Below are 26,133 nucleotides of genomic sequence, written 5' to 3' on the forward strand. Positions count from 1 at the left end.
AGGCGCGGGTCGCGTGTCAGTCCAGGCAGAACTCGTTGCCCTCGGGGTCGGTCAGCACCAGGTGTCCCGCCGACAGCGGCGGTTCGGGCTCGAAACGCCTGACACGGCTCGCCCCCAGGTCGACCAGCCTCTCGGCCTCCGCCTCCAGCGCGGCCATCCGCGCCTCGCCCTCCAGCCCGGGAGCCGCCCGGACGTCGAGGTGGACCCGGTTCTTCGCGGTCTTCCCCTCCGGCACCTGCTGGAAGAACAGCCTCGGCCCGGCCCCGTCGGGGTCCTCGATCGCCGACCGGGTGTTGCGCTGGGACTCCGGGACCCCGACCCTCGCGAGGAAGTCGTCCCAGGCAGCCAGCGGGTCGGCGCCGGCCGGCAGCTCGACGCCGGGCGGTGCGGGGTGGACGTAGCCGAGCACGTCGCGCCAGAACGTCGACAGGGCGCGGGGGTCGTGGGCGTCGAAGGTGATCTGAACGGTTCGGGTCATTCACCCAGCCTGGCACCCGCAGCGGTCAGAATCTGACCGCTTTGCGAGGATCCGCCAACCCGGGCGCCGCACCCAGGGACGGTCGAACAGGCAATAGTCCCCTCACGCCGTCCCGGCCACGCTCACGGCTTTCCCGGGCGGGGTCTATTGCCTGTCTGGCGGTATCGCGACCGAGCTCGTCAGGCCGTCGCGGGGAACCGCACTCCGGTGTTCGCGTGGCACCGGTAGCCGAACGGGTTCTTCGCGAGGTACTGCTGGTGCTGCTCCTCGGCGTAGTAGTACGGCGTCTCGGCCGCGGGCCGGATCTCGGTGGTGATGTCGCCGAGCCGGCGCCGCTTGAGCTCGTCGCCGTACACCTTGGTCAGCTCGCGGGCGGTCTGCTCCTGCTCGGGGGTCGTGTAGTAGATCGCGGAGCGGTACTGGGTGCCGACGTCGTTGCCCTGGCGCATGCCCTGGGTCGGGTCGTGCACCTCGAAGAAGGTCTTGAGCAGGTCGGCGTACGACACCCGGGCCGGGTCGAAGACGATCCGCACGGCCTCGGTGTGGTTGGTGCGCCCGCTGCAGACCTCGTCGTACGACGGGTGCGGGGTGGTGCCGCCGGCGTACCCGACGGAGGTCGACCAGACGCCGTCCTTCTGCCAGAAGATCTCCTCGGCGCCCCAGAAGCAGCCGAGGCCGAGGAAGGCGACCTCGTAGCCGTCCGGCACGATCCCGGAGTCGAGGTCGGTCACGACCGGGGTGCCCAGCACGACGTGCTTGTCGCTGAGGGGGAAGTTGCGCTCGCTGCGGCCGGGCAGCGCCTGCTCGGGAGCGATGAGCTCGGACTTGCGGTTGAGGAACACGGGGTCTCCTGTCGTCGGAGGATGTGGTGCTGTGGAAGAACGGTGCGCTGGGTCTCTCTGTTCCCTAGCATGAGTGGTATCAGACCGGTATCGTCGAGGGGTGGCCATGACCTTGCGCACCGACGAGGAGCTCGACCGCGTGCTCACGGAGCTCGCCGAGCTCGAAGGGCTCTCCCGGCAGGAGGTCGTCCGCCGTGCGGTGCTGGAGAAGTACGAGCGTGACGGTCGACGAGCCCGGGTCGATGCCGTCTCGAACGAGATGCTCGAGCGCTGGGGCGACGTGCTGGATCGCCTCGGGAAGGCATGAGCGAGATCGAGTATCTCGATCTCGAGGCGCTGCTGGTCCTCACCAGGAAGCTCGGAGCCGGACCCGTTCGCGACGCCGGACTGCTGGATTCCGCGGCCGCTCGTCCGCGGTCCAGCGTGTTCGGCGAGGACGCCTATCCGACGCTGGCGCTCAAGGCGGCCGCACTGTTGCACTCCATCTGTCGCAACCACGCACTCGTCGACGGCAACAAGCGGCTCGGGTGGTTCGCCACGGTGTCGTTCTTGGCGCTGAACGGCTACGACGTCACCATGAACGACGACGCTGCCTTCGAGCTGGTCATGAAGGTCGCCGACGGGACCCTCGAGGTCGAGGGCATCGCCCGGGCACTGGGGGAGTCGCTGCGCGAGCGTGAGTAGCCTCGAAGGATGAGCGAGCAGCAGCACCGCAGCAAGTCGGGCTTCGAGACCCGGGCCATCCACGCGGGCTACGAGCCCGACCCCACGACGGGGGCGGTGATCCCGCCGATCTACGCGACCTCGACGTACAAGCAGGACGGCGTGGGCGGGATGCGCGGCGGCTACGAGTACAGCCGGTCGGCCAACCCGACCCGCACCGCGCTGGAGGGTGCGCTGGCGGCGGTGGAGGAGGGCGAGCGCGGGTTCGCGTTCGCCTCCGGCCTGGCCGCCGAGGACACCCTGATCCGGGCGCTGTGCAAGCCGGGCGACCACGTGGTCATCCCCGACGACGCGTACGGCGGGACGTACCGCCTCTTCGACAAGGTCGCCAAGGTCTGGGGCCTCGACCACAGCCCCGCGCCGGTCAGCGACGTCGAGCGGGTCGCCGCCGCGATCCGGCCCGGTGAGACCAAGCTGGTCTGGGTCGAGACGCCCACCAACCCGCTGCTCAACATCGGCGACATCGAGGCGCTCGCCGCGGTCGCCCACGACGCCGGCGCGCTGCTGGTCGTCGACAACACCTTCGCCTCGCCGTACCTCCAGCAGCCGCTGACCCTGGGCGCCGACGTCGTCGTGCACTCCACGACCAAGTACGTCGGCGGCCACTCCGACGTCGTCGGCGGCGCGCTCGTGGTCAAGGACCTCGAGGTGGCCGAGCGGGTCGCCTTCCACCAGAACTCGATGGGCGCGGTGCCCGGCCCGTTCGACGCGTTCCTCACCCACCGCGGCCTGAAGACGCTCGCGGTCCGGATGGACCGGCACTGCGACAACGCCGAGCGGGTGGTGGCGTTCCTCGCCACGCACCCGGCCGTCAGCGAGGTCATCTACCCGGGCCTGGCGAGCCACCCCGGCCACGAGGTCGCCACCCGTCAGATGAAGAGGTACGGCGGCATGGTGTCCTTCCGCGTGACCGGCGGCGAGTCGCAGGCGCTGGCCGTGTGCGACCGCACCGAGGTGTTCACCCTCGGCGAGTCCCTCGGCGGTGTCGAGTCGCTGATCGAGCACCCGGGCCGGATGACCCACGCCTCCGTCGCCGGCACCGACCTCGAGGTGCCGGCCGACCTGATCCGGCTCAGCGTCGGCATCGAGACCGCCGAGGACCTGCTCGCCGACCTCGAACGCGCCCTGGAGAGTTAGCCGCGTCCGGTCCGGTTACGTTGTGGGCGTGAGCGACGACGGCGGGGTCACCAGCACGACCGACGAGCACCGGCGACGGCTCCGGCTCTCCCGAACGCACGGCGAGGGTGACGAGGAGGGCATCGCCCAGCGGCTGGCCCACCAGTGGGCCCAGCTCCGCGAGGAGCGGCGGATCCAGGAGGCACCGGCACCGGTCACCGGTGGCCGGTCGAACTTCAGTCGCGCCCAGGTCCCGTGGGGCCTCGACCTCGCCGCCGCCTGGGCCTGGCGGTTCCTGGTCATCGTCGTAGCCGGCGCGGTCGTCGCGTACGCCGTCTCCTACCTCTCGGTCGTGTTCCTGCCGATCGCGATCGCGCTGCTCATCACCGCACTGGCCATCCCGCTGGTCGACCTGCTGCACCGGACCGGGCTGCCGCGCGGGCTCGCGTCGCTGCTGACGGTGATCGCCGGCATCGCGACGATCGTGCTGCTGCTGACCTACGTCACCCAGCAGGTGGCCGCGGGCGCCAACGACCTCGCCAACTCGACGGTCGAGGGGCTCGACGAGGTCAAGCGCTGGCTCAAGACCGGCCCGCTGAACGCCAGCGACAGCCAGATCAACGACTACATCGCCCAGGCCCAGGAGGCCATCCAGAGCCGCTCCGGCGACGGCGACGTCCTGGGGCAGGTGACCGAGATCAGCGCGACGGTCGGCCACGTCTTCGCGGGCTTCTTCATCGTGCTGTTCTCGACGTACTTCTTCCTCGCCGACGGCAACCGGATCTGGTCCTGGGTCGTCCGGCTGGCGCCGCGCGCCGCGCGGGACCGGGTCGACAGCTCGGGCCGGGTCGCCTGGATCTCGCTGACCCAGTTCGTGCGTGCGACGGTCATCGTGGCCCTGGTCGACGCGATCGGCATCGCGGTCGGGGCGTGGGTCCTCGGCGTGCCGTTCGTGCTGGCCATCGGCGTCCTGGTCTTCCTCGGGGCGTTCATCCCGATGATCGGCGCCACGATCGCGGGCAGCGTCGCCGTCCTGGTCGCGCTCGTCGACCAGGGTCCGATCACCGCGCTGCTGATGCTCGGCGTGATCATCCTGGTCCAGCAGATCGAGGGCCACGTGCTGCAGCCCTTCCTGCTCGGCCGCTGGGTCTCGGTGCACCCGCTGGCCGTCATCCTCGCGATCGCGGCGGGCGTCATCGTCGGCGGCATCGCGGGCGCCCTGGTGGCGGTCCCGATGGCTGCCGCACTGAACGCCGTGGTCCAGCACCTGGCGACGTACACCGAGCCCGGCGACGATCCCGTCGAGGAGCTCGCCGAGGACTACGAGGAGACGGGCGCGACCGTCGACGTCCCCGAGCCCGAGCCCGAGGGGTCACGGTGAGCGTCTCGCTCGCCGACATCGTCGCCGCCCGCGAGCTGCTCGAGGGCGTCGCGATCACCACGCCGATGGAGGAGTCGCGCTGGCTGTCCGCCCGCGCCGGCGGCCGGGTGGCGCTGAAGTGCGAGAACCTCCAGCGCACCGGCTCGTTCAAGGCCCGGGGCGCCTACGTCCGGATCGCGCGGCTCTCGGCCGCGGAGCGCGAGCGCGGGGTGGTGGCGGCCTCGGCCGGGAACCACGCCCAGGGGGTGGCCCTCGCCGCCCAGCTGCTCGGCATCAGGGCCACGGTCTTCATGCCCGAGGGAGCGCCCATCCCCAAGGAGCGGGCGACCCGCGGGTACGGCGCCGAGGTGGTCTTCGAGGGCCGCTACCTGGAGGACTCGCTGGTCGCCGCCCGGCGGTACGCCGACGAGACCGGCGCGATCCTCATCCATCCCTTCGACCACCCCGACATCGTCGCGGGCCAGGGCACCGCCGGGCTCGAGATCCTCGAGCAGGTGCCCGACGTGCAGACCGTGCTGGTGCCCACGGGGGGAGGAGGCCTGCTCGCCGGGATCGCCATCGCGATCAAGTCCCTGCGCCCCGGGGTGCGCGTCGTGGGCGTCCAGGCGGCCGGTGCGGCGGCGTACCCCGCCTCGTTGGCCAGCGGTCGTCCGGTCGCCCTGGAGTCGATGCAGACGATGGCCGACGGGATCGCCGTCGGACTGCCCGGCGAGCTCACCTTCGCCGCCGTCCGCGACCACGTCGACGAGATCCTCACCGTCTCCGAGGAGGACCTCTCCCGCGCCCTGCTCGCGCTGGTGGAGCGGGCCAAGATGATCGTCGAGCCGGCCGGCGCGGCCGCCGTGGCGGCGATGCTGGACGACCCGGGACGGTTCGCGTCGCCGGCGGTCGCCGTGCTGTCGGGAGGCAACGTCGACCCGCTGCTGCTCGGCAAGGTGATCCGGCACGGCATGGCCGCCGCCGGTCGCTACCTCAACCTGCACGTCACCGTGCCCGACACCCCGGGCGGCCTGGCCCAGCTGCTGGGCGAGGTCGGCGCGGCCGGGGCCAACGTGCTCGAGGTCGTGCACGAGCGGATCTCGCCGTCGCTGCTCCTCGACGAGGTCCAGGTGCACCTGCAGCTGGAGACACGCGGAACCCCGCACGCGGAGCTGCTGTTGGAGCGGCTGCGCGAGCGGGGCTACCGGGTCGAGTAGATCAACCCTCGAAGGGGACCGCGTCGAGGATGACGACCTTGAGCTCCTTGCCGTTCGGAGCCTCGTAGGAGACCGTCTCGCCCTTGTTGTGGCCGTTGATGGCCGAGCCGAGCGGCGACTGCGGCGAGTAGACCGTCAGCCCCTCGGGCTCGATCTCCCGGGCGCCGAGGAGGAACGTCTCGGCCTCGTCGTCGTCATCGCCGACGAACTTGTAGGTCACGACCATGCCGGGCTCGACGACGCCGTCGTTGGGCGGGGTCTCGCCGACCTCGGCGCGGCGCAGCATGTCCTCCAGCTGCCGGATCCGGCCCTCGACCTTGCCCTGCTCCTCGCGGGCCGCGTGGTAGCCGCCGTTCTCCTTCAGGTCGCCCTCGTCGCGGGCGGCGCTGATCCGGGCGATGACCTCTTGGCGCACGGGACCCTTGAGGTCGGCGAGCTCCTGCGTGAGCTTGTCGAAGGCGTCCTGGGTCAGCCAGATGGTGCCCTGCTCGGTCGACTGGGTCATGGTGATGCTCCTGCACTGCTGGGGGGTACGACGGGGCCAAACCCTTCGAGGTCGGGGTGTGGCGCCCGCTCCGGTCGGCCACCACGTGGCACGGTCTCGGATCTCGCGGGGCCCTCACCTGGACGGCCCGACGGGACGGCTCAGACGGCTGAGTCTAGCAACCTGCCCGCGGTAACGCAGAACGACGCGTGACCTGCGCCACGAGGACGTGCTAGCTGGGTCGTTCCTGGCCGTCCGCGGTGCAGCCGACGAACTCGACCGAGGTGGCCAGCCGCTCGGTGCGGATGGTCTGCTCGGTCCGGTCCGGGTCGTCGGCCGCCGGGGTGAAGGACAGCTCGCCGACGACGTTGTGGTCCTCGGCGAAGGCGCGCAGCAGGCAGGCGACTCCGGTCGCGTCGTCGCGGACCCGCACGTCGACCAGCGCCGTCGTCGTGTGCTCGTCGACGAGGTCGAAGGAGACCAGGTCGGAGTCGACGGGCTTCGAGGTCTGGCCGACGATGGTCCACGCAAGCCAGCCCAGCGCGACCACGCCGAGCAGCGCGCAGGCGACCCAGGTGGCGCGCCGCCGCCAGGGCGAAGGGGCGCCGTACCGCTCGGCCAGCGTTGCCGGGGAGTCCTGCGAGGTCACCGGACCATGGTCGCACCTACGATGGGGCCCATGTCGCAGCACCCCAGGTCGGGCCTCCGGCTGATGCACGTCCACGCCCACCCCGACGACGAGTCGAGCAAGGGCGCCGCATCCACCGCCATGTACGTCGCGCAGGGCGTCGACGTGCACGTCGCGACCTGCACCGGCGGCGAGCGCGGCTCCATCCTGAACCCCAAGATGGAGCGCCCCGACATCCTCGAGAACATCACCGAGATCCGCCGCCAGGAGATGGAGCGGGCCCGCGACATCCTCGGCGTGAAGCAGGACTGGCTCGGGTTCGTCGACTCCGGCTGGCCCGAGGGCGACCCCAAGCCGCCGCTGCCGGAGGGCTGCTTCGCCCTGGTGCCGCTCGAGGAGGCCGCCGCCCCGCTGGTCCGGCTGATCCGCCGGTTCCGCCCGCACGTGGTGACGACGTACGACGAGCGCGGCGGCTACCCGCACCCCGACCACATCAAGTGCCACGAGATCAGCGTCGAGGCCTTCCACGCGGCCGGTGACCCGGAGCGCTACCCCGAGCTCGGCGAGCCGTGGCAGCCGCTGAAGCTCTACTACCATCACTCGTTCAACCGCGAGCGGATGCAGCGACTGCACGACGCGACGGTCGCCCACGGGCTGGAGTCGCCCTGGGGCGAGCGCCTGAAGGAGTGGCAGCCCGAACCCGAGTGGGACGCCCGGGTGACCACCAAGGTGCCGTGCGCGGACTACTTCGGCGTGCGCGACCAGGCGCTGCTCGCGCACGCCACCCAGATCGATCCCGACGGGTTCTGGTTCGCCATCCCGCGCGAGATCCAGGAGGACGTGTGGCCGACCGAGGACTTCGAGCTCGTCGTGAGCCATGTCGCCTCGACCACTCCGGAGGACGACCTGTTCGCCGGCATCACCGACCCCGCCTGAGAGACTCGTGACCATGCAGCAGCTGTTCATCCTGACCACTCAGCTCCTGGCGAGCGACCCTGTCCCGGAGGACAACGACGTCGTCGCCGGCTGGGTCGGCTTCGCCTTGTTCATCGGGCTGGCCATCGCGGTCGGCCTGCTGGGCTGGGCGCTGACCAAGCAGCTCAAGCGCACCGAGGCCAACCGCAAGGCCGGCGCCTTCGGCCCCGTCGACGATGAGGACGAGCCCGGCCCCCACGGCGGCTGACGCTGGGTGGGGGACTGACTGACGCTGGTCGAGGTGCGAGCGAAGCGATCCTCGAAACCCTGACCTCGGCGGCCGCTCAGTCTAGGAGCGTCTGAGGGTGGTGGCCACTCTTGCGCCGGTTCGGGTCGGGCTGTCGAGGGGCGGCTAGGAGCTTGGGCGGGAGATGAGCCCTGGCACGGGGCACGCGGCGACCAGCTCGGGGACGCGTGACTGGGTGCTGGCCCAGGCCGCAGCGCTGGGGGCGATGAGGTCGAAGACATGTCGGACGTCATCGAGGCGCTCGAGAAGACCTGTGCGGGACGAGAATACGGGCTCGTTGTGTGCGAGCCGGTTGCGGAACCTGTTGACGCGCGCTACGTGGTCGTGAATCTCGCTGCGGCTGGTCTTCGCCGGGAATGCTCGCGAGAGCATCGGGTTCCAGAACACGGCCGCTCGGTCCTTCTCGGTCATCTTCGTCCAGAAGCCGAACATCTGGGAGGCGACGACCTGCCCATGAGCGGGGTGGGCGCCGTGGCCACTGCGGGCGGCCTCGAGCTCCCTGCGGGAGCGCTCGTTCATCTTGCGCTGCCATTCTCGAGCTCGCGGGTGGCCTTGTTCGCGGTGGAAGAGGCGACTGCTGGGGTCGATCGCCCAGTTCGGGTAGCGCTTGATGAGCTCCCGGTCGTAGACGTTTCGGAGCGCGACCTCGAAGTGACAGGTGTCGGTGAACGCGGCCCCGGCGATCTCACTGTTCCAGGCGTAGAGCCGCAGCGCGGTGTCGAGATCCTGGGCGCAGACCCGGAGATAGCGGCTCAGGCGGGGGATGCTGAGCCACAGTTCGGCGGCGGCCTGCGACAGTTCGGGTGGAGGATCTGCGACGGTCATCTCGTCCGTGCCACCGGGCGGACGCACTGCGCCTGCAGCGGCGCCAGGAGGGTGTGCGGGGAGTGGATCATCCGCTTGAACTTCCTCAGTCATTCGAATAGCCTCTGCATATCGCCCCGCGGCAACGGCCCTCTGGCCGACTCTCTGAGTCGAGTTAGGCACCGCGGGGCTTAGTCATTCCTGGCCTAGCCAGGTTGGATGGCAGAAGTTGTACCGCATCGAGGGTATGAGTGTCGCGTCCTCTGATCTGTGGCTGGCGTCGCAACCCCTGGGTGGGTCTGCGCCTGCATCGCGCAACGAGCCTTCGCTCGGATCGCCGCGACCTGGCACAACGACGCTCTCGACATAAGAGAGCCGAGCACGCTTGATGGGTCCCCGTGCTCACCGGCTGTTATCCGGACAGGGAAGGTCGCCGTGAAGCCTGCGATATCACGCTACGGCTGGTTGAGATCGACACCCGGCATGACCCGTTCGAGCAGATCGGCCGGAACGGAGAATCCCGAGCGAGCCGCCGCCAGAAGAAGTGTGATGGTGGAGGCGAATTGGTTGTCGCGATCGTCGGCCTGTTCGGCACGCTCGATCAGGTCCTGATTCCGCTCTGGCGCAACCAGGTAGCACTCGATCTCGTTGTGGTGGGTGACTGCGACCGCGTCCATGCTTCGCAGCAGGTCCAGGGTGTCGCGGTTCAGGGCGCCGGAGGACACACGTTGCTCGACGAACCGGACCGGAGCGACGCGTCATGGTCTTCCTTCCAACTTTGTTGCCGGCCTCGCTGACCGCCCCGCGAAGTCAGCCCTGGTCGGCCTGCTGCTCGGCGACCTGACGGTGCACGTCGGCCATGTCGAGCCCGCGCACGCCGTCGATGAGCTGGTCGAGCGCCGGGGCGGGCAGTGCGCCGGGCTGGGAGAAGACCAGCACGCCCTCGCGGAACGCCATCAGCGTGGGGATGGACTGGATGCCGGCGGCGGCAGCGAGCTCCTGTTGCGCCTCGGTGTCGATCGAGCCGAACACGATGTCGGGGTTCGCCTCGGAGGCGGCTTCGTAGGTCGGCGCGAACTGTCGGCACGGCCCGCACCAGCCGGCCCAGAAGTCGACGAGGAGGATGGCGTCCTGCTGGACGTGGGTCGCGAAGTTGTCGGAGGTCAGCTCGATCGTGGCCATGCGACAACGGTACGACGGGGGCGAGCCCGCGGTCGCGCGCAGCTCAGGGCGGCTCGTCGATGCCGAGCTGGTCCGCGAGGGCCGACGTGAGCGCCGTGGCCGACTCGACCGTGAGCAGCAGTCGCAGGCTCCGCAGGTCGTCGGACTCGATCGCCAGCCATTCGACGACCTCACCGAGGTGGCGCCCCCTCCGGACGACCACGTCGACCGCTTCGAGCGAGTCGGTCATCGGAATGGTGTCGGTGCTGCCGGCGACCACCGGCAGGTGCGACGCCTGACTCTGGTGATAGCGGTCCTCGGGGTGGTCGTCCTCGCGATGCTCCCGCACGCACCACGGTGGACAGGGCTCGACCAGCCAGCTCGGTGTCGGGTCGGTCCGAGGGGGCTGGTGGTCGGGTCGGGTCATGGGCGTGGCCTCCAGTGGCAAGCAGTACGACCATAGGAAGCGGCGCCGACGGTGCGACCCGGCCTGCACCACTTCCCCACAGAGCCACCCCGGCCAGCTCGAAATTCCCACACCCAGATGGTCATCTGTCTACCATTGTCGAGTGATGCTGGACGGGTGCCACGACGACGATCGGCCCCGACCTGGGAGGAGTTCGCCCGGGAGGTCGGACACCACCTGGCCCGCGCACGGGCCGCCAAGGGGTTGAGCCAGGAGCGGGTGGCGCACATGGCCGGCATCACGGGCTTCACCTATCAGAAGTACGAGAAGGGTGAGTCGCGGCCCGGCCAGCCGTTGAACCCGCAGCTGAAGACGCTCGTCGCGCTCAGTCAGGTCCTCGACGTGCCGCTCACCGAGTTGCTGCCGTCGACGTTGCCGGACGTCACCGGAGGCCGCTGACGGCCCTGACGGCCACTGACGCCGGAGAGCGGGCCCCGGGGCGCACGCTCCCGGGGACCGCTGAGATCGGCCGGCCTCGCGCGAGAGAGACCGGCCGATCCCGAGTGCCGTTCGCGGAGCTAAGGGAGGGATATAGACCCCGCGAACGTTCCCCCCGGGGCAGATTCACCCATGCCGCAACGATGGGGACAAGGGGATGTGGGCGGTCGGTCCGAGCACGGGTGCGAAGTTGCGATGTGGGTGACAAAAGAGGTGGCAGGAGAACAACAGTGACCTCAGGCCTCGGGGTCCTCCGACCCGAGGTTCTTCGGGAAGCCGCCCAGCGCGATGGCGGCGACCGCGAGCCAGCTGAGGCCGGCGATGGCCAGCGCGGCCACGGGTGGGACGAACCCCAGGACGGCGAACGGAACGGCGAGCAGCATCAGCACCCCGGTGCTGATGACCGCGCGTCTGCGGGCTCGGCCCACGGAGAAGATCAGGGTCAGCGCGTGCGCCAGGCAGTCGACCGTTGCGCCCGTCAGGGAGGTGGTCCTGCGGTGCTGGACCAGGCCCGGTGGATCGCACTCCACCACGACCAGCGTGACCGACCCGTCGGCCTCGACCCGCACCAGCCCGGCCGCTTCCCCGGTGATGGCCAGCTCCTGCGCGAGTCGGATCGGGTCGGTCTCGGACTGCCACGCCGGGCTCGTGGAGAGACGAGCCAACCGGGCGACGGCCTCCTCGCTGCTGGGTGAGGCGAGCACCGGGGTCACTCCGATGCTGCGCAGCCGCCCGAGCTGCCCGGCGGCATCGGCGCGCACCTCCTCGGCGAGGGTGATCCGGCCGAGCGGGCGCTGGTCCACCTCGACGGCCACCGTGGTGCCGACCTGCGCCTGCTCCTGGGCCTGGTCGTGGCCGATCCACTCCGGCTCGCCGACGCGCACCGGGTGCTGGTCGACCCAGCCGCGGATGCCGAGGCCGGGAGCCTGGACGACGTCCGTCACCCTGCCCCGCACGGCGAGCTTCGCCACGGCGTGCCCCACCGGGTCGTCGTACGAGTGCGCCAGGGCTCCGGCGAACCAACGCAGGTTGCGGTCGTGGTCGGGGTCGACGGCCTGGACGCCGGTCACGACGAGCCGCCCCGTCGTCAGGCTGGTGTGCGGATCCAGGATCAGGCGGCGCACTCGCTGCCACAGCTCCGGTGCCCCCGGAGCGATCGCGCGCACCCCGAGCTCGTGCCCGACTCGGCGAGCCTGCCACTCGGGCAGCCAGTAGGCCGCCACCAGCCCCACCGGAGCCGCGAGCAGCAGCACCGACAGGGCCGGCGAGAGGCCGTTGTGCCCGGCGGCCTCCCACCCGGCCCAGGTTGCCCCGGAGCCGGCCAGGTCCACGCCCAGCACCGTGGTCGGCATCAGGAGTCTGGCGGCGATCATTCGGCGACATCCCTGGTGTCCCGGAACAGCTCGAAGTCGCTCTGGTCGCCGCCCTTCCACATCGGGACACTCGCCTTGAGCACCAGCGTCAGCTGGACCATGAAGTCCGGGCTGCGCAGCGCGTCGCCGAACAGCTCGTTGATCCGCCGCCACCGGTAGCGGATGGTCTGGGGGTGCACGTCGAGGCGGGAGGCGATGGCCGGAGCACTCTCCCGGGACTCCAGCCAGACCAGCAGGGTCTCGGAGAGGATCTCCCGGGAGTTGGGCGGCTCGGCCAGCAACGGCTCGAGCAGCTCCTGGCACAGTCGCTTGCGCATCGCGGGCTCCGCGTGCAGCCACAGCTGGGTGAGGTGGTCCTCGCAGCGCACCACCGGCGTCGCCGGAATGGCCCCCGCCTGGACCAGGTCGAGTGCCCTGACGGCCCACAGCAGCGCGGTGCCCGCCTCCACCGGCGGGACCGGCGCGCTGATCGCCACGCGTCGATCGCTGCCGGATCGCACGAACCCGTCGGCCAGCTCCTGGGCGAACCGGGCCGCGCACACGATGTGAAGCCGGCTCTCGTCCCGCATCCACAGCACCTCGGGTCGCTGCGAGACCGCCGGGCATTCGCCGTGGAAGGAGACCGCGAGGGCCACCGCCCGCTCCGGGATCGGCCACTGGGCGCGTTCGGCGAGCTCGGAGAGCCGGCCGAGGTCGACGCCCAGGGGAGCCAGGGGCGAGACCCGACCGGCGGTGGTGTTGCGGAAGAGGCCGAGGAGCTCGTGACGGGCGCGCTCCACCTCCTGCGGTCGTCCCGTCCGGAGCTCGTGCCCGGCCAGCAGCTCGGCCCGCAGGTGGTCGTTGAGGTCGGCGAGCTCGTGGGACACGTCGCGCAGGGCCTTGGCGGTGAATCCCTGGGCCACGGCGTAGTCGGCGAGGCGCTCCCAAGTGGCTCGCCCGCCCACCGCGAACGCCGCTTCGAGGTTGTCGGTCGGGTTGCCGTCCTGGGCCTCGCCCCAGCCCATCCGGCGGAACAGCTCGTCCACCTTGCGCTGGGTGGAGTCGTGCTGCCCGGAGGTGTCGAGGTGCGCGCGGATGGCGGCGTTGGCCGCCATGATCATCAGCTGGTGCCGCCGCCCGCCGGCCGCTCCGGCGTACGCCGGGACCTCCGCGCGGATCTGGTCGACGATGGGCTCGACCATCTGCAGCAGCAGCGCACGGAACGGCTGGCTGTGGACGGACCTGATCGGCTCGGGGGCCAGGGCGGGACCGTCCGTCATGGCTGAGAGGCCGCTCGGGTCGAGTGCTGCGGCAGCACCTGGATCCTCGTCGGCTTCTCGATCATGGGGCCTCTCGTCGTTCATGGACCTCGGAGCTTCTCGGCGGGGTGGTCGGCAGTACGACGCGCTGCCCGGCCGAGGTCGCCGGCGTACCTGCTGGACGCGATCGGCCACGTCACGTCAGCGGGGCCGTGGCTCGTTCATGGGACGTCCCGCGGAGGAGGGGTCGGTGGCGGTTCGAAGGTGACGACGATCTCGATGTGGGTTCCCGTCGCAGGGGCGTTGTGGTTCAGCTCTGCCTTCCACAGGAAGTCCAGCGCCGGCAGGATCGTCGCGAGGGCGATCAGCTGGCTCGGCGGCGGCCCGTTCTGTCCCAGGATCGGCTGGAGCGGCTCCAGGCGCTGGCGCAGGGTGGAGGTCGAGATGCACAGGGCCTTCGCGTGCTGCTGCATCGTGCCGGGCTTCACCAGCATGCGACGAAGGGTGCGCGCCAGCTCGATCCGGTGCGGCAACGGTGCCGTCAGCAGCGGCTGCAGGTGCGGGGCGAGCTCCTCCAGCAGGCTGAGGGGGAAGTCGGCCTGGGCGTGCGGGTGACACTGGATGGGGCCGGGCGGGTGCGCCCACCCCAGGTGGATCATCCGGGCGAGCAGCACCGCCGACTGGTAGGCGCGCACGAGCTCCTGGACGGGCACCGGGCCGACCTGGAGCGCGACCGCTGACGGGTCGGACCCCTCGGTGGGTGTCGGGAGGAAGGCGGTCGGGTGCAGGAACGCGACGTGGTCGGTCGCCTCGAGGTAGGCCCCCTCGACCCGGTTCGATCCCGGGGTGGTCGCGGTCGTGGTCGCGGTCGTGGGGTCCGGCTTGGTGGCGGGGATCTGCACGGTCACGCAGGCCTGCTGGACCCGGGCGCCGAAGTGCTGCACCAGATCGTGGTAGAGGAACGACGCCACGTTGTCGGGACGCTCGTTCGCAGCCGGCAGGGGAGGCGCCGGCGGCTGGGCCGGTCGGCTGCTGGGGACAGCTTGCTGCAGGTGGTCCAGGTACCGCCGCAGCGACGTGTGCAGCGCGACCGTGTGCACCGCGAGGACGGGGTTGCGGGCGATCTGCTCCCGGATGGCCGTGGCGACGACCGCCAGCAGCCCTTCGGTCGTCCCGGCCCGGAGCAGCGACCTGGCCTCGGCCTCGCCGGCCCGCCTGAGCAGGTCGGCGGCCGGGGGGTGGTGGAGGCCCTGGTTGGCCGCGAGGGCCGCGAAGTCGTAGACCATCACGCAGACGGTGTGCCGGATCAGCTTCCCGGCGCCGGGACTGAGCGGGTCGGTCAGCACCCGGCCCAGCTGTCGCAGCGCACGGTTCTGGTGATCGGTCGAGGACGTGAGCAGGGCCGCGCCCACCCCTGGTGCGAGGCGGTCCAGCGCAAGCCGCTTGCGCAGCTCCTGCACCCTCGGGTGTTCGGCCGGCCGGGATTGGGACATCGCGACTCCTTGTCCAGAGAGCGGTCTGCGCCTCGGTCGCCTACGCGTCCGACGATGCGTCGACCGCCGAGAGACACTCCACGCCCAAGCGCCCGCTACGTCACGCACTTTGGAGAAATTGTGTGAGCCAAATCACGAATTTGCTCACCTAGGTGACAAGATTCACCTGACGTGGCCACGGGTGATCCGGGTCCGCTTCTGGGCCGGCAGGTACGACGCGTCGCCGCGGTAGCGGACCACCAGCCGGGCCCTGCTGGCGGCCAGCGCCCTCGGGACGCGCACGACCACCGTGCCCTTGCTGAGCGTCCGGGTGCTCCTCCAGCCACCCGGACCGCGCACCACCAGGGTGCCGGTGCCGACACCGGCCTTGCCCCGCACACGGATCCTCAGCCGAGGCTGGCCCTTGGTGGGCTGGGTGAGGGTCAGGGTGGGGGTGATCCGCGTCGGCGGCTGGGCGGTGGGCGAGGTCGACGGGCTGCTGCCGCTCGGGATCAGCAGCTCGGCCGAGGTCGCGGAGCCGGGGATGACCTGAAAGGCACTGGCGTCGACCCTCACGCTGAGGCGACGGCCCAGATCAGCGGCGGTGACGGTGTGGTCAACCCCGTTGGAGCCGGTGATCGGCTGACCATCACGCAGCCACTGCCGATGGAAGGCCAGGGGAGATCGGGTCACCCGCCAGGTGCCCCGATCGCTGCTTAAGATTGTCCCCATCGTCACGGCCGGGGACTCGGTAGTGATCCGAGGTGCGACCACGTTGACAGCCGCGCAGGAGCCACCCTCCGTTACGGGACCGCCGTTGACGCAGGAGCGCTCTGGCGGGGTGGTGGCCTGCCTGGTGAGGAAGTCGCGGGGCGCGAGCGAGAACTCCTGCCAGTGCGCCGGCATCGGGGACTGGTCCTCGTCGCGGGCGATGTGGTGGAAGCCGACGTTCACCCAGGCGACGGGGTCGGTCAGCGGCTCGGTCTCGGCCGCCACGTAGTCCGGGACAGCCAGCCCGGGGCACCCGGCATTGAGGTTGTCGGAGGCGTACTCCTGACACGCGTGGTCGTTGGTGAAGCTGACCTGTGGGCGCGTCAGCGGGTCGTAGGGGTTCTGGATCGCGTCGTTGACGATCTCGTAGGAGCGCGGATGCCCGTCGGGATTCAGCCAGGTCGGGTTCAGGACCCGCCACCAGGTCTGGGGGTCGGCGTCTTCGGGGGCGTGGAACGCGTCGGTGCGGATCGTCCCGACTCCTTCGACACGAGCCGGCTGGAGCGGGTCGGGCTGAATGTAGTCCCACTGCTCGACCTGCTGCTCGCCCGCGCCGATGCCGAAGTCGACGCGATAGACGGCGTTGTGCCAGTGCGACGTGGCGTAGTTAATGGAGTCCTCTGGCTCCTCACCGATCGGCCAGCCCGTGCTGGGGTCCTCGAGGAAGAAGAAGTCCGAGGGCGCCAGGTCGCCGGTGGCCCCCAGCCCGACGGTGATCGTGCCCTGGTCGCTGAGCGTGATCTTCTGCTGGTACTCGTACCAGCTGATCTTGGTCATGGACGAGATCTCGAGGGACCGGCCCTGTTGGATGTAGCTGTCCGATCTGGAGTCGTTGGATCCGTGGCTGGCCCAGCCTAGGCCGCTCGCCAACTCGGTCAGGCAGATGCCCGGGATCGTCCGCTGGAGCAGCTGAGGACCGAACATGAAGGCCTGCTCGACCGGCATGGTGCTCCCGGGGCACAGCTTCTCGTTCTGGGCCAGCAGCTGATAGTCGCCGAAGCCGAAGCCGGTGACGTCGTTGTAGGCCCAATGGCCGCTGTCGTAGGGCACGACGAGCTGAGCCAGGTACAGCGAGTCGATGACGGGAAGCCAGCCGTCGTACTCACGGGCGCCGCTGGCAGGCCGGAACTGCACCTGCTCGAGGACGAGACCCTTCATCGGATCGATCCGGGCGCACATCCGCCAGGCCGAGCCGGAGTCGAGAGTGTGGGTGACCTCGGAAGAGCCGCAGCCGAGTCCTGGCTCGTCGGTCGCGGCGTTCACCGCAGCGGAGCCAGCCGGAGAGACGACGGCTAGCGGGCCGGCGAGGGCCACGGCGAGCGCGAGGAGGCGTTGGAGCGGCCTGTGTCGGTGGTCGGTGTTCATGTTCTCTACTGCTCCCGCTCGATGCGGAGCACGGTCCGCGTGCTGAGGTCGACGACGAAGTCCTGGGTGTCGAGGTACTCGCCGGTCGGCAGGGCGACCAGCAGCTGCACGCACCGGTGCAGGCCGCATACCTGGGTTGCGGGCGCGGGAGGGCCTTCGTCGACGGGGCGCCAGACCCCGGCCACGGCGGAGACCTGGCCGGGGTTGAGGATGGGGACGCCGTTCAGCTGGCGGTACTGGCTGACGAAGGCCGGGGTCGGCCTGGCGGTGATGGCCAGCTCGAGCGCGGTGGCGGTCTCGGCCTGGGTCGGAGGCAGCTGAAGCCCTTGAGTGGCTTGACGCCGCACCACCGCGTCGTGGGTCAGGTCGATCAGCAGCTGGTGGAGCTCGTCCGAGGCGTAATCGTAGAGCGTGACGGCGACCCGACGGTCTGAGGTGCGCTCCGACAGGGGAGGGAGGTCGGCGGAGATCAGTTCGCCGCCGGACTCACCACGGACGTCGCGAGTGGTCTCGGGCACGGCCGCGCGCGCGAGGTGGTAGGCGTAGCCGCGTTCGGCGCTGCTCAGCGGCTCGTGGGGTGCGCGCAGGCGTGGCGCGGTCTCGGTGAGCGACCCGTCCCCCACGGCGCGGAACCGTTCCTCGGCGTCCGTGCCGGGAGCAGGTGCACTCGAGACAAGGTCTCCGGGAGCGGCCGAGGTGGGCAGCAGGAGGGCGCAGAGCACGCCGACGGAGCCGAGGACGACGGCGGTCAGCACCGCGGCCAGTCGTCGCAGCAGGGGGGTGGTCATCGTGTCTCCTGTTGGCTGGTTACCGTCTCATCTCACCTGCAAGGCACCGTGGCCGAGGCCCACCACGAGGTGAACCCCGGCCACGGCCGGTTCTGTTGTAGGTCAGGCCCTGAACTTCGCCTTGCCGGTGGCTGCCTTCACGTTGGCGTTGCCGGCGTACTTCACAGTGGCGGTGTACTTGCCGCGCTTGACCTTCTTGAAGGTCGCCGTGGCCTTGCCCTTGGCGTTGACCTTGACGGTGACCTTCTTCTTGGTCTTGCCCTTGAGGGTCACGGTCACCTTGCCGGCCGGGGAGACGCCGTTGGGGGTCTTCACAGTGACGGTGATCGTGACCTTCTTGGCTACCTTCTTGGTCTTGCCGGTGGCCTTGGCCTTCGCCTTGGCCTTCGCGCCCGCTTTGGCGACGGCCACCGCGAGGGCCGCGGAGGTAGACGGGTCGGTGTTGCTGTCACCGCTGTACGCGGCGGTGATGGAGTGCTGGCCAGCTGCCAGAGTTGCCGGGAGCGTCCAGGTTGCCTTGCCCCCCGCGAGCGGCTGGGTGACGTTGCCGCCGACCCCTGTGAAGGTCACCGTGCCGGTGGGATTGCCGCCGGTCGAGGAGACGGTCGCGGTCACGGTGCGCGCCGTGCCGACGGCACCCGTCGCCGGGCTGACGCTGAGGTTCGTCGTTGACGCGACCGTGGCCGGCGTAACCGGGCCGACCGGCTCGGAGTCGGAGGTGACGGTGTCCTCGTCGCGGGTGGCGGTGGTGCGGTAGCTGATCGACTTGCCGAGCTGTGCTGCGCTCAGCGCCAACGTTGTGTCCGTCGCTCCCTCGATGGCGTCCTCGCCGGCGTACCACTGACCGGTGGCCTGCTCGTCGGGCGTGAGCGAGAACGTGGCAGGCGTGGCGGTCAGCGTCTGGCCGACCTTGGGCTGGCCCGCGACGATTGGCTTCGTCAGATCGCGGAAGGTGGTCACGATGGCAGCCGCGTGGAATTGGCCCATCGCGACGGCTGCGGCCGGCTTCCCGTCGAGGGAACTCGGAACGACGGCCACATCTGTGTTCGTTCCCCAGGCGTGGACCTTGCCATCGGCGGTGACGGCGGCGGCGTTTGCCCACACGCCGAGGCTGACGACCTTCGTGGCCGGGGTGAGTCCGTTGAAGTCCGGCGGGTTGGGGGGCAGGGTCCCCGCACCCCAGATCGCGATCGTGCCGTCCTCGAAGACGACACCGCTACGCGAGAGATTGGTGGTGATCTTGGCGACCTTCTTCCCGCCGAAGTCGGGCAGCACGCTGGCGGGGCCGCTGCCCCACGCGGTGACGGTGCCGTCCGCGCTCAGGGCGAGGGCGTGAGTGTTGGCGGCAGACACGTCGACCAGATTGGTGAGTCCGGTCGGCATCGTGAAGCTGGGTGCAGCGCCCCAGTTCGTGAGCGTGCCATCGGTGCGTACGGCAATGCCGGTGCCGTTCTGAACCGTCACCGCCTTGGCGCGCAGGTCCGTCGGAACCTCGCTCACGGGAGGGGAATCGGCGCCCCAAGCGGTGACCCGGCCGTCGTTGTGAAGGACAGCGCCGTAGCCGATGGCGAGGGAGATCGCGGCCGCGTCGGTGATGCCGGCAGGGACCTGTTCCGCCTCGGCTGCGCCGGCGCCCCCCCACACCCGCACGTGGCCGTCGAGGGTGACCACCCCGGTGGACCTGTTGCTGGCAGCGACGGAGACCACCGGCGCCGTCAGGTCTACGGGGATCGGGATCGCCGCGCCGCCGAGGGGGCTGGTGGTGGAGCCCCAGGTCGTGAGGGCACCGGCCGCAGCCGGACTCGGGACGCTGGTGGCCAGCGCAGGAGCGCTGATCGCTCCGACGGCTAGGGCGCTGGTCACCGTAGCGGCCAGTAGGGTGCGCAATCGCATGGTTTGTTCTCCCAGGTCGTAGGAGGCGGATCCCTCCCAGGTAAGCGCCGATCTTGCTGTCCGGTCCGGGCCCGCGGGGACGTTCGGAGCGAACTCGGTCCAGAAGAGGTCAAAAGTTGTGATGCCGCTCACAACGTCGGCGGGTCTGCAACTGCATGGCGGCCTGCTCCGCCATGCCTAGGTCCGTGGTCAGTTGTAGATGTTGATGCCGCGGACCGCGTCGGTCCCGGCGGTCACCCGGAGGTTCATGATGATGTTGTTGAGGGTGATGACACCGCCGTTCGAGATCAGGCCGAAGCAGAAGAAGTTCGGGTTGCGGGTGCGCAGGTTGTTGCCGTTGAGGTGGATGTTCTGGGACCGGACGCCGCCGGTGGTCTTGATGGCCTCGTCGAACTCGATGGCGATCGTGCCGTCGACCTGGTACCGGCAGCCGCTCAGATTGGTCACCTCGACACACTTGCTGGGAACCGTCGCGGTTCCGGGCACCCGGGACGGGTCGCCGCCCAGGGCGTCGGTGTCGACGGCGATCGTGTCGTGGACCGTGGCGTGCGCCATGATCGTGTTGATGTTGCAGGCGGCGGTGTCCTTCAGCGACACGACAACGTCCTCGCCCAGGGGCGAGTCGCAGGTGAGGTCGAGCTCGTCGAAGACGAAGTGCGGCCCGGCAGCGTTGGGGCCGCGGTTGACGACGCCGCTCATGCCGCCGCTGAGGCAGCCTATGGTGACGCCGGCGAAGGTTGTGGTGCCGGACTTGTAGCTGCTGTGGACGGGCACGGCACCGGTGGTCTTGCTGCCGTTGACCTCGACGCCGGCGATCGGGCCGTGCGGGGTGGTGGCCTGGGCGATGGTGGAGCCGAGGGTCATGACGCTGGCTGCCAGGACGGCGGCGCTGAGGGTGAGTACCGTGCGCAGGTGCATGGGGGTTACTCCCTTGAATCGGGTGGATAGATCCCGATGGGTGCCTGGGCGCAGGATCTTGGGGCGCAGCGGTCGTCCGCCCGGCTGGTGGATCGCGGGACTCTGGAAGCGGATCGTCACGCTGACGATGCAAAGGGGATCCACCCCTCTGGCTCCTGGGATCATTCGTGGTCGAACCCGCGGTGTTGCCTGAGGCTCCGAACGTGCCGGTGGCCCGGCGACAGTTGTCTGTCGCCGGGCCACCGGGGTGTGCGGGTTGGGTCAGTTGTAGATGTTGATGCCGCGGACCGCGTCGGTCCCGGCGGTCACCCGGAGGTTCATGATGATGTTGTTCAGGGTGATGACACCGCCGTTCGAGATCAGGCCGAAGCAGAAGAAGTTCGGGTTGCGGGTGCGCAGGTTGTTGCCGTTGAGGTGGATGTTCTGGGACCGGACGCCACTGGTGGTCTTGATGGCCTCGTCGAACTCGATGGCGATCGTGCCGTCGACCTGGAACCGGCAGCCGCTCAGCGCGGAGACCTCAACACACTTGCTGGGAACCGTAGCGACTCCAGGCACCCGGGACGGGTCGCCGCCCAGGGCGCCGGTGTCGACGGCGACGGTGTCGTGGACCGTGCCGGCCATGATCGTGTTGATGTTGCAGGCTGCGGTGTCCTTCAGCGACATGACCGCGTCCTCGCCCAGGGGCGAGTCGCAGGTGAGGTCGAGCTCGTCGAAGACGAAGTGCGGTCCAGCGGCGTTCGGGCCGCGGTTGACGACGCCGCTCATGCCGCCGCTGAGGCAGCCGACGGTGACACCGGCGAAGGTGGCGGTGCCGGACTTGTAGCTGCCGTCGACGGGCACGGAGCCGGCCGCCTTGCTGCCGTTGACCTCGACGCCGGCCACCGGGCCGTGCGGGGTGGTGGCCTGGGCGATGCCGGAGCCCAGGGTCATGACGCTGGCTGCCAGGACGGCGGCGCTGAGGGTGAGTACCTTGCGCAGATGCATGGGGGTTGCTCCCTTGATTCAGGTGAACGGTGCCCGGTCTGGCACCTGGACGCAGGATGTTGCGGCGGGCACGCTGTCCGCCAGGGTCATGGGGGTTCGAGATGCTGCTTCGTCGATTTTCGTCAGATCCAGGCAGATGGGTTGCGGATCGAGGTTGCGGTGGGCTAAGGGGACAGGGCGCTGGGGGCGATCGCGCGATTTGTCGTCAGCGCGGTGACAAGTTTTCCCCCTTGTTCTGACCGGTTCTTGCGCTGGGGGCTGTGCGCGGTGGAGTCGCGCCTACGGTGTGGTCTCAGTCACGTCATGGGTTGTGGCGTGTGTGAGGTCGTGAAGGAGGAGCTATGCGGGGACGGTTGGGCTGGACGGGTTTGGCCGCCGGAGCGGCGGGGCTGGTGATGAGCTCGGTCGGTGTGGTGCCGGCGGCGGCCGACGTCGAGGAGCCGGGTCCGGGGCCGCTGTCGGTGGCGGGTGTGGCGGTTCCGTTGTCACTGGCGGGGGAGTTGGTGGTGTGGGGCGACAACACCTACGGGGAGGGGGTGGTGCCGGCGGAATACGCGGGGACGGCGTTCTCGCAGGTGCTGCCGATCGACGATGCGGTGTTGGCGCTGACGGCCGCGGGCCGTGTGGTCGGGTGGGGTGGCAATCAGCGCCGGATCCAGCAGATCCCTGCCGAGGTGGCCGCGGAGAAGGTCGCGCAGATCGCCTACTCCGCCGACGGGTTCGCGGGGGCGGTGACGCGCGACGGCCGGGTGCTGGTGTGGGGTGTGAAGAGAAATCGACCGACCCCGCACGATGTTCCGGCGGGATTGACCGGGGTCACCCAGCTGGACCTCAGCATGGAGTCGGCGGTGGCCCTGAAGGCGGACGGCTCGGTGGTGGCATGGGGCGATCCGACGGTGGGGGCGACGAATGTCCCGCCGGAGTTGCAGGCCACGAACGGCCCGCCGGAGGTGCAGGCGGCCCAGGTTCTCCTGGATGCGGGGACAGCCACTGCGTTAACGACCGATGGTGCGGTCAAGCAGTGGGGGCGGGCGTCTGGGATGCTCGGAAGGCCGGCGGCGGTCAGCGATCCTGGCAATGTGAAGGCCATCACACGCCGCGACGGCGGGGTGCTGGCCTGGCTGGCTGATGACTCGCTGGTGACCTGGGGTTACAACATGACGGGAGCGCCGCCCGTCCCGAGGCCGGTGCCGGCGACGGTCGCGGCCGCGGAACCACTGCTGCTGGCGAGAAGTCTGAGCTTCGGCTTCGCGATGGTCGACCGGGACCGGGTCATCCGTCATTGGCCGACTGTCGCGGGCGCGACCCCGGATGAGGGAGATCCCGCGTTGCTGCCAGCGGGTCTGAGCGGTCGTGCGATCTCTCAGCTGTCACTCGGAGATGACTACACCTCTGAATCTATGTCGGGTGGCGCGATCGTGACGCGGCTGTTGCGTGCAGAGTCACCTCAGGTGGTCGGGTCGGCGCAGGTCGGTTCGGTGTTGAGCGGGGTGCCGGGGACCTTCTCGGCGACTCCGGACTCGGTGGCGAGTCAGTGGCTGGTGGGTGGGGTGCCGGTTGCCGGTGCTCAGCTGGCGGTGACGGCGGCGATGGTCGGCAAGGCGATCTCCTACCAGTCGACGGCTTCCAAGACTGGCGAGCCCACGATCTCGTCGACGTCAGCCGGCGTGGTCGTGCCCGCCCCGCCCCCGCCGGTGGTGCCGTCGTCGACCAAGGTGGTCAAGGTGAAGGTGGCGAAGAAGGCTGCCAAGGTGGACGTGACGGGGAAGGTCAGCGCCACCAGGCCGCCCACCGGCAGAGCCGTCGTCACGATCAAGAAGGGCAAGAAGACCATCGTGGCGAAGACGGTCGCAGTCTCGTCCTCAGGCGCGGTGAAGCTGACCGTTAAGAAGTTCGGGAAGCTCACGATCAAGAAGATCAAAGCCAAAGGCAAGAAGGCTAAGACCGCGTACCGGGGCGCGTACACCGTGAGCATCAGGTACCTCGGCAATCCACAGGTCAAGGCCAGCACCCACACCAAGAAATTCAAGGTGAGGTAGTCCGCACCTCTGGTCAGTGAGGTGGTGGTCGGACAATGCCCCCGGGGCGGTCCGACCACCACCTTTCGACATTTCGGGTCCGGCCGATTGAAGTTCCAGTTGAAGACCAGTCGCCGGCGAGCGCATCCGGAGCGAAAGGGCAACTGTCCGAGCCGCTCGATACCGAGGCAGCCTTCACCGGACCCGACGGAAGAGGGTCGGGTTCTCGAGTGCGCATTCTGTTGCCCTCCGGGACCGGACGCCGTCGGTGGTCTTGATGAACTCGTTGCTCCTCGGGTTGTCATCGGCATCACAACTGTGAAGGCTCTAACGGACCAGTTGCGCCGAACTGGTTGTGTGGCCCCCGACACTCCGCTCAGAGTGGGGACATGCGAAAAAGGATCCTCCTGCGCGGGGGGCTGGCTGCGGCTCTCGTGACTCTTCTGATGTCAACCGTGCAGTCCTCCCAGGCTGATGAGTGGTACCCCGGGCTTCCCGACACCACGTTCGGGTCCTGGGCGAACGCCTCGCAGGCGGGGCTCTCGCATGCCAAGCGGGCCAAGCAGTGGTTCCGGAGTCCGGCCGCGATGTCCGTGGCGGAGGTGATGTTCGGGCAATTCGAAACGGACAAATACTGGATTCGAGCGTCGGGCTACTTCGTATCGCCCAAGGGTGCTCCGGAGAACTTCGGATACCTGGAGCCGATGACGGTTCGCTCGGTCGGATTCGGAATGATCCCGGTGGAGGCGACGATTCAGGTCAGTCAGCGCCGGGAGGGTGGCTATCCGGCTCCAGTCGAGGTGCTCCTGCGGTACAACGCGATTAAGTACCCCGGCACTACCCGGGTTGATCGTGACTACCAGGAGACGCTCATTCAAGACAGCCTGAACGTCCGTGTCCTCTCGGTCAGGGTGGATGATGTGGACTTGGGGCTCAATGGTGACTGTCGAACGGAGACGCCGGCCCCTGTCACGATGCGAGGTCCGGCGTACCGAATGGACCGGGTCAATGAGCGCTCCGCAGAGGAGTGGTTCCGTGCTCAGGATCCGTCGACCTACTACCACCCCACCTTTGGTGGTCAGTTGACAGGCACCATGACGATTCCACCGTTCACGGGGTGTACGACCACGACCGGCGATGACTTATCGGATCTGCTGACGCTCTCGGCGTCCGGCCCGGACAATCCGGTGATCGCACGGACCTCATGGTCGTGCGCCTATGACGTGAACGGGGCTCCCGCACCTCTGCCGCCCGGGGCGTCGAACCCCAAGCTGGGCGGCGAGGCCGGCGGATCGTCCCCGGGGATGGACACCTGCGCCGGACCGAAGCCGTTCGAGTACCCCGCGCGCGACGACCGCTAGTCCGTTTCGCGCCCGCATGTTGTCACTGCGGTCACAACATGCCGGTGCGTTCTCGACCGATCTCGTCGTTCGGACCTGATCGAGCGCTGCCGTGTTGCAGCCTGTCCTCGGTAGCTGGTGACCGGGGTCACAACTCGCGAGCGCGACCGCGCACTTCCCACTGATATCAACCGGCCCTCGCAGGGCCGCCCTACGAATCCAGGAGGCCCTCCCGTGGGCGGATCGGTCGAAGTCATCGGACTCAGCAAGACGTACGGACGCCAGAACATCTGGCACGACGTCACGCTGACCCTGCCTCCCGGTGAGATCACCGCGATGATGGGGCCCTCGGGCACCGGCAAGTCGGTGTTCCTGAAGTCGATCATCGGCCTCACCGAGCCCGAGGAGGGCCAGGTGCTGATCGACGGGGTCGACATGGTCTCGTCGCGGGAGTCCCGCCGCCTGGAGCTGCGCAAGAAGTTCGGCGTGCTGTTCCAGGACGGTGCGCTCTTCGGCTCGCTCAACGTCTACGACAACGTCGCCTTCCCGCTGCGCGAGCACACGAAGTTCAGCGAGTCGAAGATCCGCGACGTGGTGATGGAGAAGCTCGACATGGTCGGGCTGGTCGGGCAGGAGCACAAGCTGCCCGGCGAGATCTCCGGCGGCATGAAGAAGCGGGCCGGCCTGGCCCGGTCGCTGGTCACCGACCCCGAGATCATCCTGATCGACGAGCCCGACTCGGGCCTGGACCCGGTGCGCACCTCCAACCTGGCCGAGCTGCTGATCGAGGTCAACGCCGCCACCGACGCCACCATGCTGGTGGTCACCCACAACATCGAGCTGGCCCGCACCCTGCCCGACAACCTGGGCATGCTGTACCGCCGCGAGCTGGTGATGTTCGGGCCCCGGGAGGGGTTCCTGATGACCGACCACCCCGTGGTGAGCCAGTTCATGAGCGGCGACCCGGACGGCCCGATCGGGATGAGCGAGGAGGCCGACCACCGGCGTACCGCGCCGGAGTCATACGAGGG

26 protein-coding genes and 1 pseudogene are annotated in these 26,133 nt (G+C 69.5%); 11 read left to right on the plus strand and 16 right to left on the minus strand.

The genetic code is table 11. The annotated features are described in order from the left end of the window. Nucleotides 1-16: 16 nt before the first annotated feature. Both MUB56_RS10205 and msrA read right to left on the minus strand, forming a co-directional pair. Nucleotides 17-478, minus strand: coding sequence for a VOC family protein (locus MUB56_RS10205; RefSeq protein ID WP_244931788.1), 462 nt, complete (start codon nucleotides 476-478; stop codon nucleotides 17-19). A 179-nt stretch (nucleotides 479-657) separates the two neighbouring features. Next, nucleotides 658-1,320: a peptide-methionine (S)-S-oxide reductase MsrA gene (msrA, locus tag MUB56_RS10210; RefSeq protein ID WP_244931789.1), complete on the minus strand. Its 663-nt coding sequence runs from the start codon at nucleotides 1,318-1,320 to the stop codon at nucleotides 658-660. A 106-nt stretch (nucleotides 1,321-1,426) separates the two neighbouring features. Between msrA and MUB56_RS10215 the strand changes: the two genes are divergently transcribed. From MUB56_RS10215 to ilvA, 5 genes are read left to right on the plus strand one after another with little or no spacing between them, the layout of a single operon-like run. Beyond that, nucleotides 1,427-1,627: a CopG family transcriptional regulator gene (locus tag MUB56_RS10215; RefSeq protein ID WP_244931790.1), complete on the plus strand. Its 201-nt coding sequence runs from the start codon at nucleotides 1,427-1,429 to the stop codon at nucleotides 1,625-1,627. Continuing rightward, nucleotides 1,624-2,004, plus strand: coding sequence for a type II toxin-antitoxin system death-on-curing family toxin (locus MUB56_RS10220; RefSeq protein ID WP_244931791.1), 381 nt, complete (start codon nucleotides 1,624-1,626; stop codon nucleotides 2,002-2,004). The genes MUB56_RS10215 and MUB56_RS10220 overlap by 4 nt, the downstream gene beginning before the upstream one ends. A gap of 9 nt (nucleotides 2,005-2,013) precedes the next feature. Then, complete coding sequence (locus MUB56_RS10225; protein ID WP_244931792.1) at nucleotides 2,014-3,180, plus strand: cystathionine gamma-synthase; 1,167 nt, start codon at nucleotides 2,014-2,016, stop codon at nucleotides 3,178-3,180. Nucleotides 3,181-3,208: 28 nt separating this feature from the next. Beyond that, a complete protein-coding gene (locus tag MUB56_RS10230) occupies nucleotides 3,209-4,540 on the plus strand; it encodes an AI-2E family transporter (protein WP_244931793.1) in 1,332 nt (443 codons plus the stop codon). After that, nucleotides 4,537-5,736 (plus strand): threonine ammonia-lyase, encoded by a 1,200-nt coding sequence (gene ilvA, locus MUB56_RS10235; protein ID WP_244931794.1) that lies wholly within the window; start codon nucleotides 4,537-4,539, stop codon nucleotides 5,734-5,736. The genes MUB56_RS10230 and ilvA overlap by 4 nt, the downstream gene beginning before the upstream one ends. Before the next feature lies 1 nt (nucleotide 5,737). Here the strand turns inward: ilvA and greA are convergent, their stop codons facing one another. Both greA and MUB56_RS10245 read right to left on the minus strand, forming a co-directional pair. Further along, nucleotides 5,738-6,241, minus strand: a complete 504-nt coding sequence (gene greA, locus MUB56_RS10240) for a transcription elongation factor GreA (protein ID WP_244931795.1) — start codon at nucleotides 6,239-6,241, stop codon at nucleotides 5,738-5,740. A 211-nt stretch (nucleotides 6,242-6,452) separates the two neighbouring features. Continuing rightward, a complete protein-coding gene (locus MUB56_RS10245) occupies nucleotides 6,453-6,869 on the minus strand; it encodes a DUF4307 domain-containing protein (protein WP_244931796.1) in 417 nt (138 codons plus the stop codon). Between the two features lie 30 nt (nucleotides 6,870-6,899). Here MUB56_RS10245 and mca point away from each other — a divergent pair, with 30 nt between their 5' ends. Continuing rightward, the gene (gene mca, locus MUB56_RS10250) at nucleotides 6,900-7,784 is read left to right on the plus strand and encodes a mycothiol conjugate amidase Mca (RefSeq protein WP_244931797.1); all 885 of its coding nucleotides are present in this window, start codon (nucleotides 6,900-6,902) and stop codon (nucleotides 7,782-7,784) included. Nucleotides 7,785-7,797: 13 nt separating this feature from the next. Beyond that, nucleotides 7,798-8,031: a hypothetical protein gene (locus MUB56_RS10255; protein WP_244931798.1), complete on the plus strand. Its 234-nt coding sequence runs from the start codon at nucleotides 7,798-7,800 to the stop codon at nucleotides 8,029-8,031. Between the two features lie 144 nt (nucleotides 8,032-8,175). On the opposite strand, the gene MUB56_RS10260 is transcribed toward MUB56_RS10255, so the two are convergent. From MUB56_RS10260 to MUB56_RS10275, 4 genes are all read right to left on the minus strand, one after another. After that, entirely contained in the window at nucleotides 8,176-8,895 is a 720-nt protein-coding gene (locus tag MUB56_RS10260; RefSeq protein ID WP_244931799.1) for an Abi family protein, read from the minus strand. 434 nt (nucleotides 8,896-9,329) lie between these two features. Then, the gene (locus tag MUB56_RS10265) at nucleotides 9,330-9,599 is read right to left on the minus strand and encodes a hypothetical protein (protein WP_244931800.1); all 270 of its coding nucleotides are present in this window, start codon (nucleotides 9,597-9,599) and stop codon (nucleotides 9,330-9,332) included. An 85-nt stretch (nucleotides 9,600-9,684) separates the two neighbouring features. Then, nucleotides 9,685-10,056, minus strand: coding sequence for a thioredoxin domain-containing protein (locus MUB56_RS10270; RefSeq protein WP_244931801.1), 372 nt, complete (start codon nucleotides 10,054-10,056; stop codon nucleotides 9,685-9,687). Nucleotides 10,057-10,099: 43 nt separating this feature from the next. After that, entirely contained in the window at nucleotides 10,100-10,462 is a 363-nt protein-coding gene (locus MUB56_RS10275) for a hypothetical protein (RefSeq protein WP_244931802.1), read from the minus strand. Nucleotides 10,463-10,618: 156 nt separating this feature from the next. Between MUB56_RS10275 and MUB56_RS10280 the strand changes: the two genes are divergently transcribed. Continuing rightward, nucleotides 10,619-10,900, plus strand: coding sequence for a helix-turn-helix transcriptional regulator (locus MUB56_RS10280; RefSeq protein ID WP_244931803.1), 282 nt, complete (start codon nucleotides 10,619-10,621; stop codon nucleotides 10,898-10,900). Nucleotides 10,901-11,175: 275 nt separating this feature from the next. Here the strand turns inward: MUB56_RS10280 and MUB56_RS10285 are convergent, their stop codons facing one another. From MUB56_RS10285 to MUB56_RS10320, 8 genes are all read right to left on the minus strand, one after another. Then, complete coding sequence (locus MUB56_RS10285; RefSeq protein WP_244931804.1) at nucleotides 11,176-12,312, minus strand: HAD family hydrolase; 1,137 nt, start codon at nucleotides 12,310-12,312, stop codon at nucleotides 11,176-11,178. After that, the gene (locus MUB56_RS10290) at nucleotides 12,309-13,571 is read right to left on the minus strand and encodes a helix-turn-helix domain-containing protein (RefSeq protein ID WP_244931805.1); all 1,263 of its coding nucleotides are present in this window, start codon (nucleotides 13,569-13,571) and stop codon (nucleotides 12,309-12,311) included. The genes MUB56_RS10285 and MUB56_RS10290 overlap by 4 nt, the downstream gene beginning before the upstream one ends. Before the next feature lie 200 nt (nucleotides 13,572-13,771). Next, the gene (locus MUB56_RS10295) at nucleotides 13,772-15,043 is read right to left on the minus strand and encodes a hypothetical protein (RefSeq protein ID WP_244931806.1); all 1,272 of its coding nucleotides are present in this window, start codon (nucleotides 15,041-15,043) and stop codon (nucleotides 13,772-13,774) included. 162 nt (nucleotides 15,044-15,205) lie between these two features. Continuing rightward, the gene (locus MUB56_RS10300) at nucleotides 15,206-17,158 is read right to left on the minus strand and encodes a hypothetical protein (protein ID WP_244931807.1); all 1,953 of its coding nucleotides are present in this window, start codon (nucleotides 17,156-17,158) and stop codon (nucleotides 15,206-15,208) included. Nucleotides 17,159-17,163: 5 nt separating this feature from the next. Then, nucleotides 17,164-17,946 carry a hypothetical protein gene (locus tag MUB56_RS10305; RefSeq protein WP_244931808.1) on the minus strand — a complete coding sequence of 261 codons (783 nt, stop codon included), beginning with the start codon at nucleotides 17,944-17,946 and terminating at the stop codon, nucleotides 17,164-17,166. A 102-nt stretch (nucleotides 17,947-18,048) separates the two neighbouring features. Next, on the minus strand, nucleotides 18,049-19,971 hold the full coding sequence (locus MUB56_RS10310) for an Ig-like domain repeat protein (protein WP_244931809.1): 1,923 nt from the start codon (nucleotides 19,969-19,971) through the stop codon (nucleotides 18,049-18,051). Nucleotides 19,972-20,028: 57 nt separating this feature from the next. Then, on the minus strand, nucleotides 20,029-20,757 hold the full coding sequence (locus MUB56_RS10315; RefSeq protein WP_244931810.1) for a hypothetical protein: 729 nt from the start codon (nucleotides 20,755-20,757) through the stop codon (nucleotides 20,029-20,031). Between the two features lie 261 nt (nucleotides 20,758-21,018). Beyond that, nucleotides 21,019-21,744: a hypothetical protein gene (locus MUB56_RS10320; RefSeq protein WP_244931811.1), complete on the minus strand. Its 726-nt coding sequence runs from the start codon at nucleotides 21,742-21,744 to the stop codon at nucleotides 21,019-21,021. 341 nt (nucleotides 21,745-22,085) lie between these two features. Here MUB56_RS10320 and MUB56_RS10325 point away from each other — a divergent pair, with 341 nt between their 5' ends. From MUB56_RS10325 to MUB56_RS10335, 3 genes and pseudogenes are all read left to right on the plus strand, one after another. Continuing rightward, complete coding sequence (locus MUB56_RS10325) at nucleotides 22,086-23,783, plus strand: hypothetical protein (RefSeq protein ID WP_244931812.1); 1,698 nt, start codon at nucleotides 22,086-22,088, stop codon at nucleotides 23,781-23,783. Nucleotides 23,784-24,208: 425 nt separating this feature from the next. After that, nucleotides 24,209-25,123 carry a hypothetical protein gene (locus MUB56_RS10330; protein WP_244931813.1) on the plus strand — a complete coding sequence of 305 codons (915 nt, stop codon included), beginning with the start codon at nucleotides 24,209-24,211 and terminating at the stop codon, nucleotides 25,121-25,123. A 213-nt stretch (nucleotides 25,124-25,336) separates the two neighbouring features. Next, a pseudogene (locus tag MUB56_RS10335) lies at nucleotides 25,337-25,933 on the plus strand (ATP-binding cassette domain-containing protein); the annotation flags it as partial. Between the last annotated feature and the right edge of the window lie 200 nt (nucleotides 25,934-26,133).

This window comes from Nocardioides sp. W7, assembly GCF_022919075.1.
Lineage (GTDB): Bacteria > Actinomycetota > Actinomycetes > Propionibacteriales > Nocardioidaceae > Nocardioides.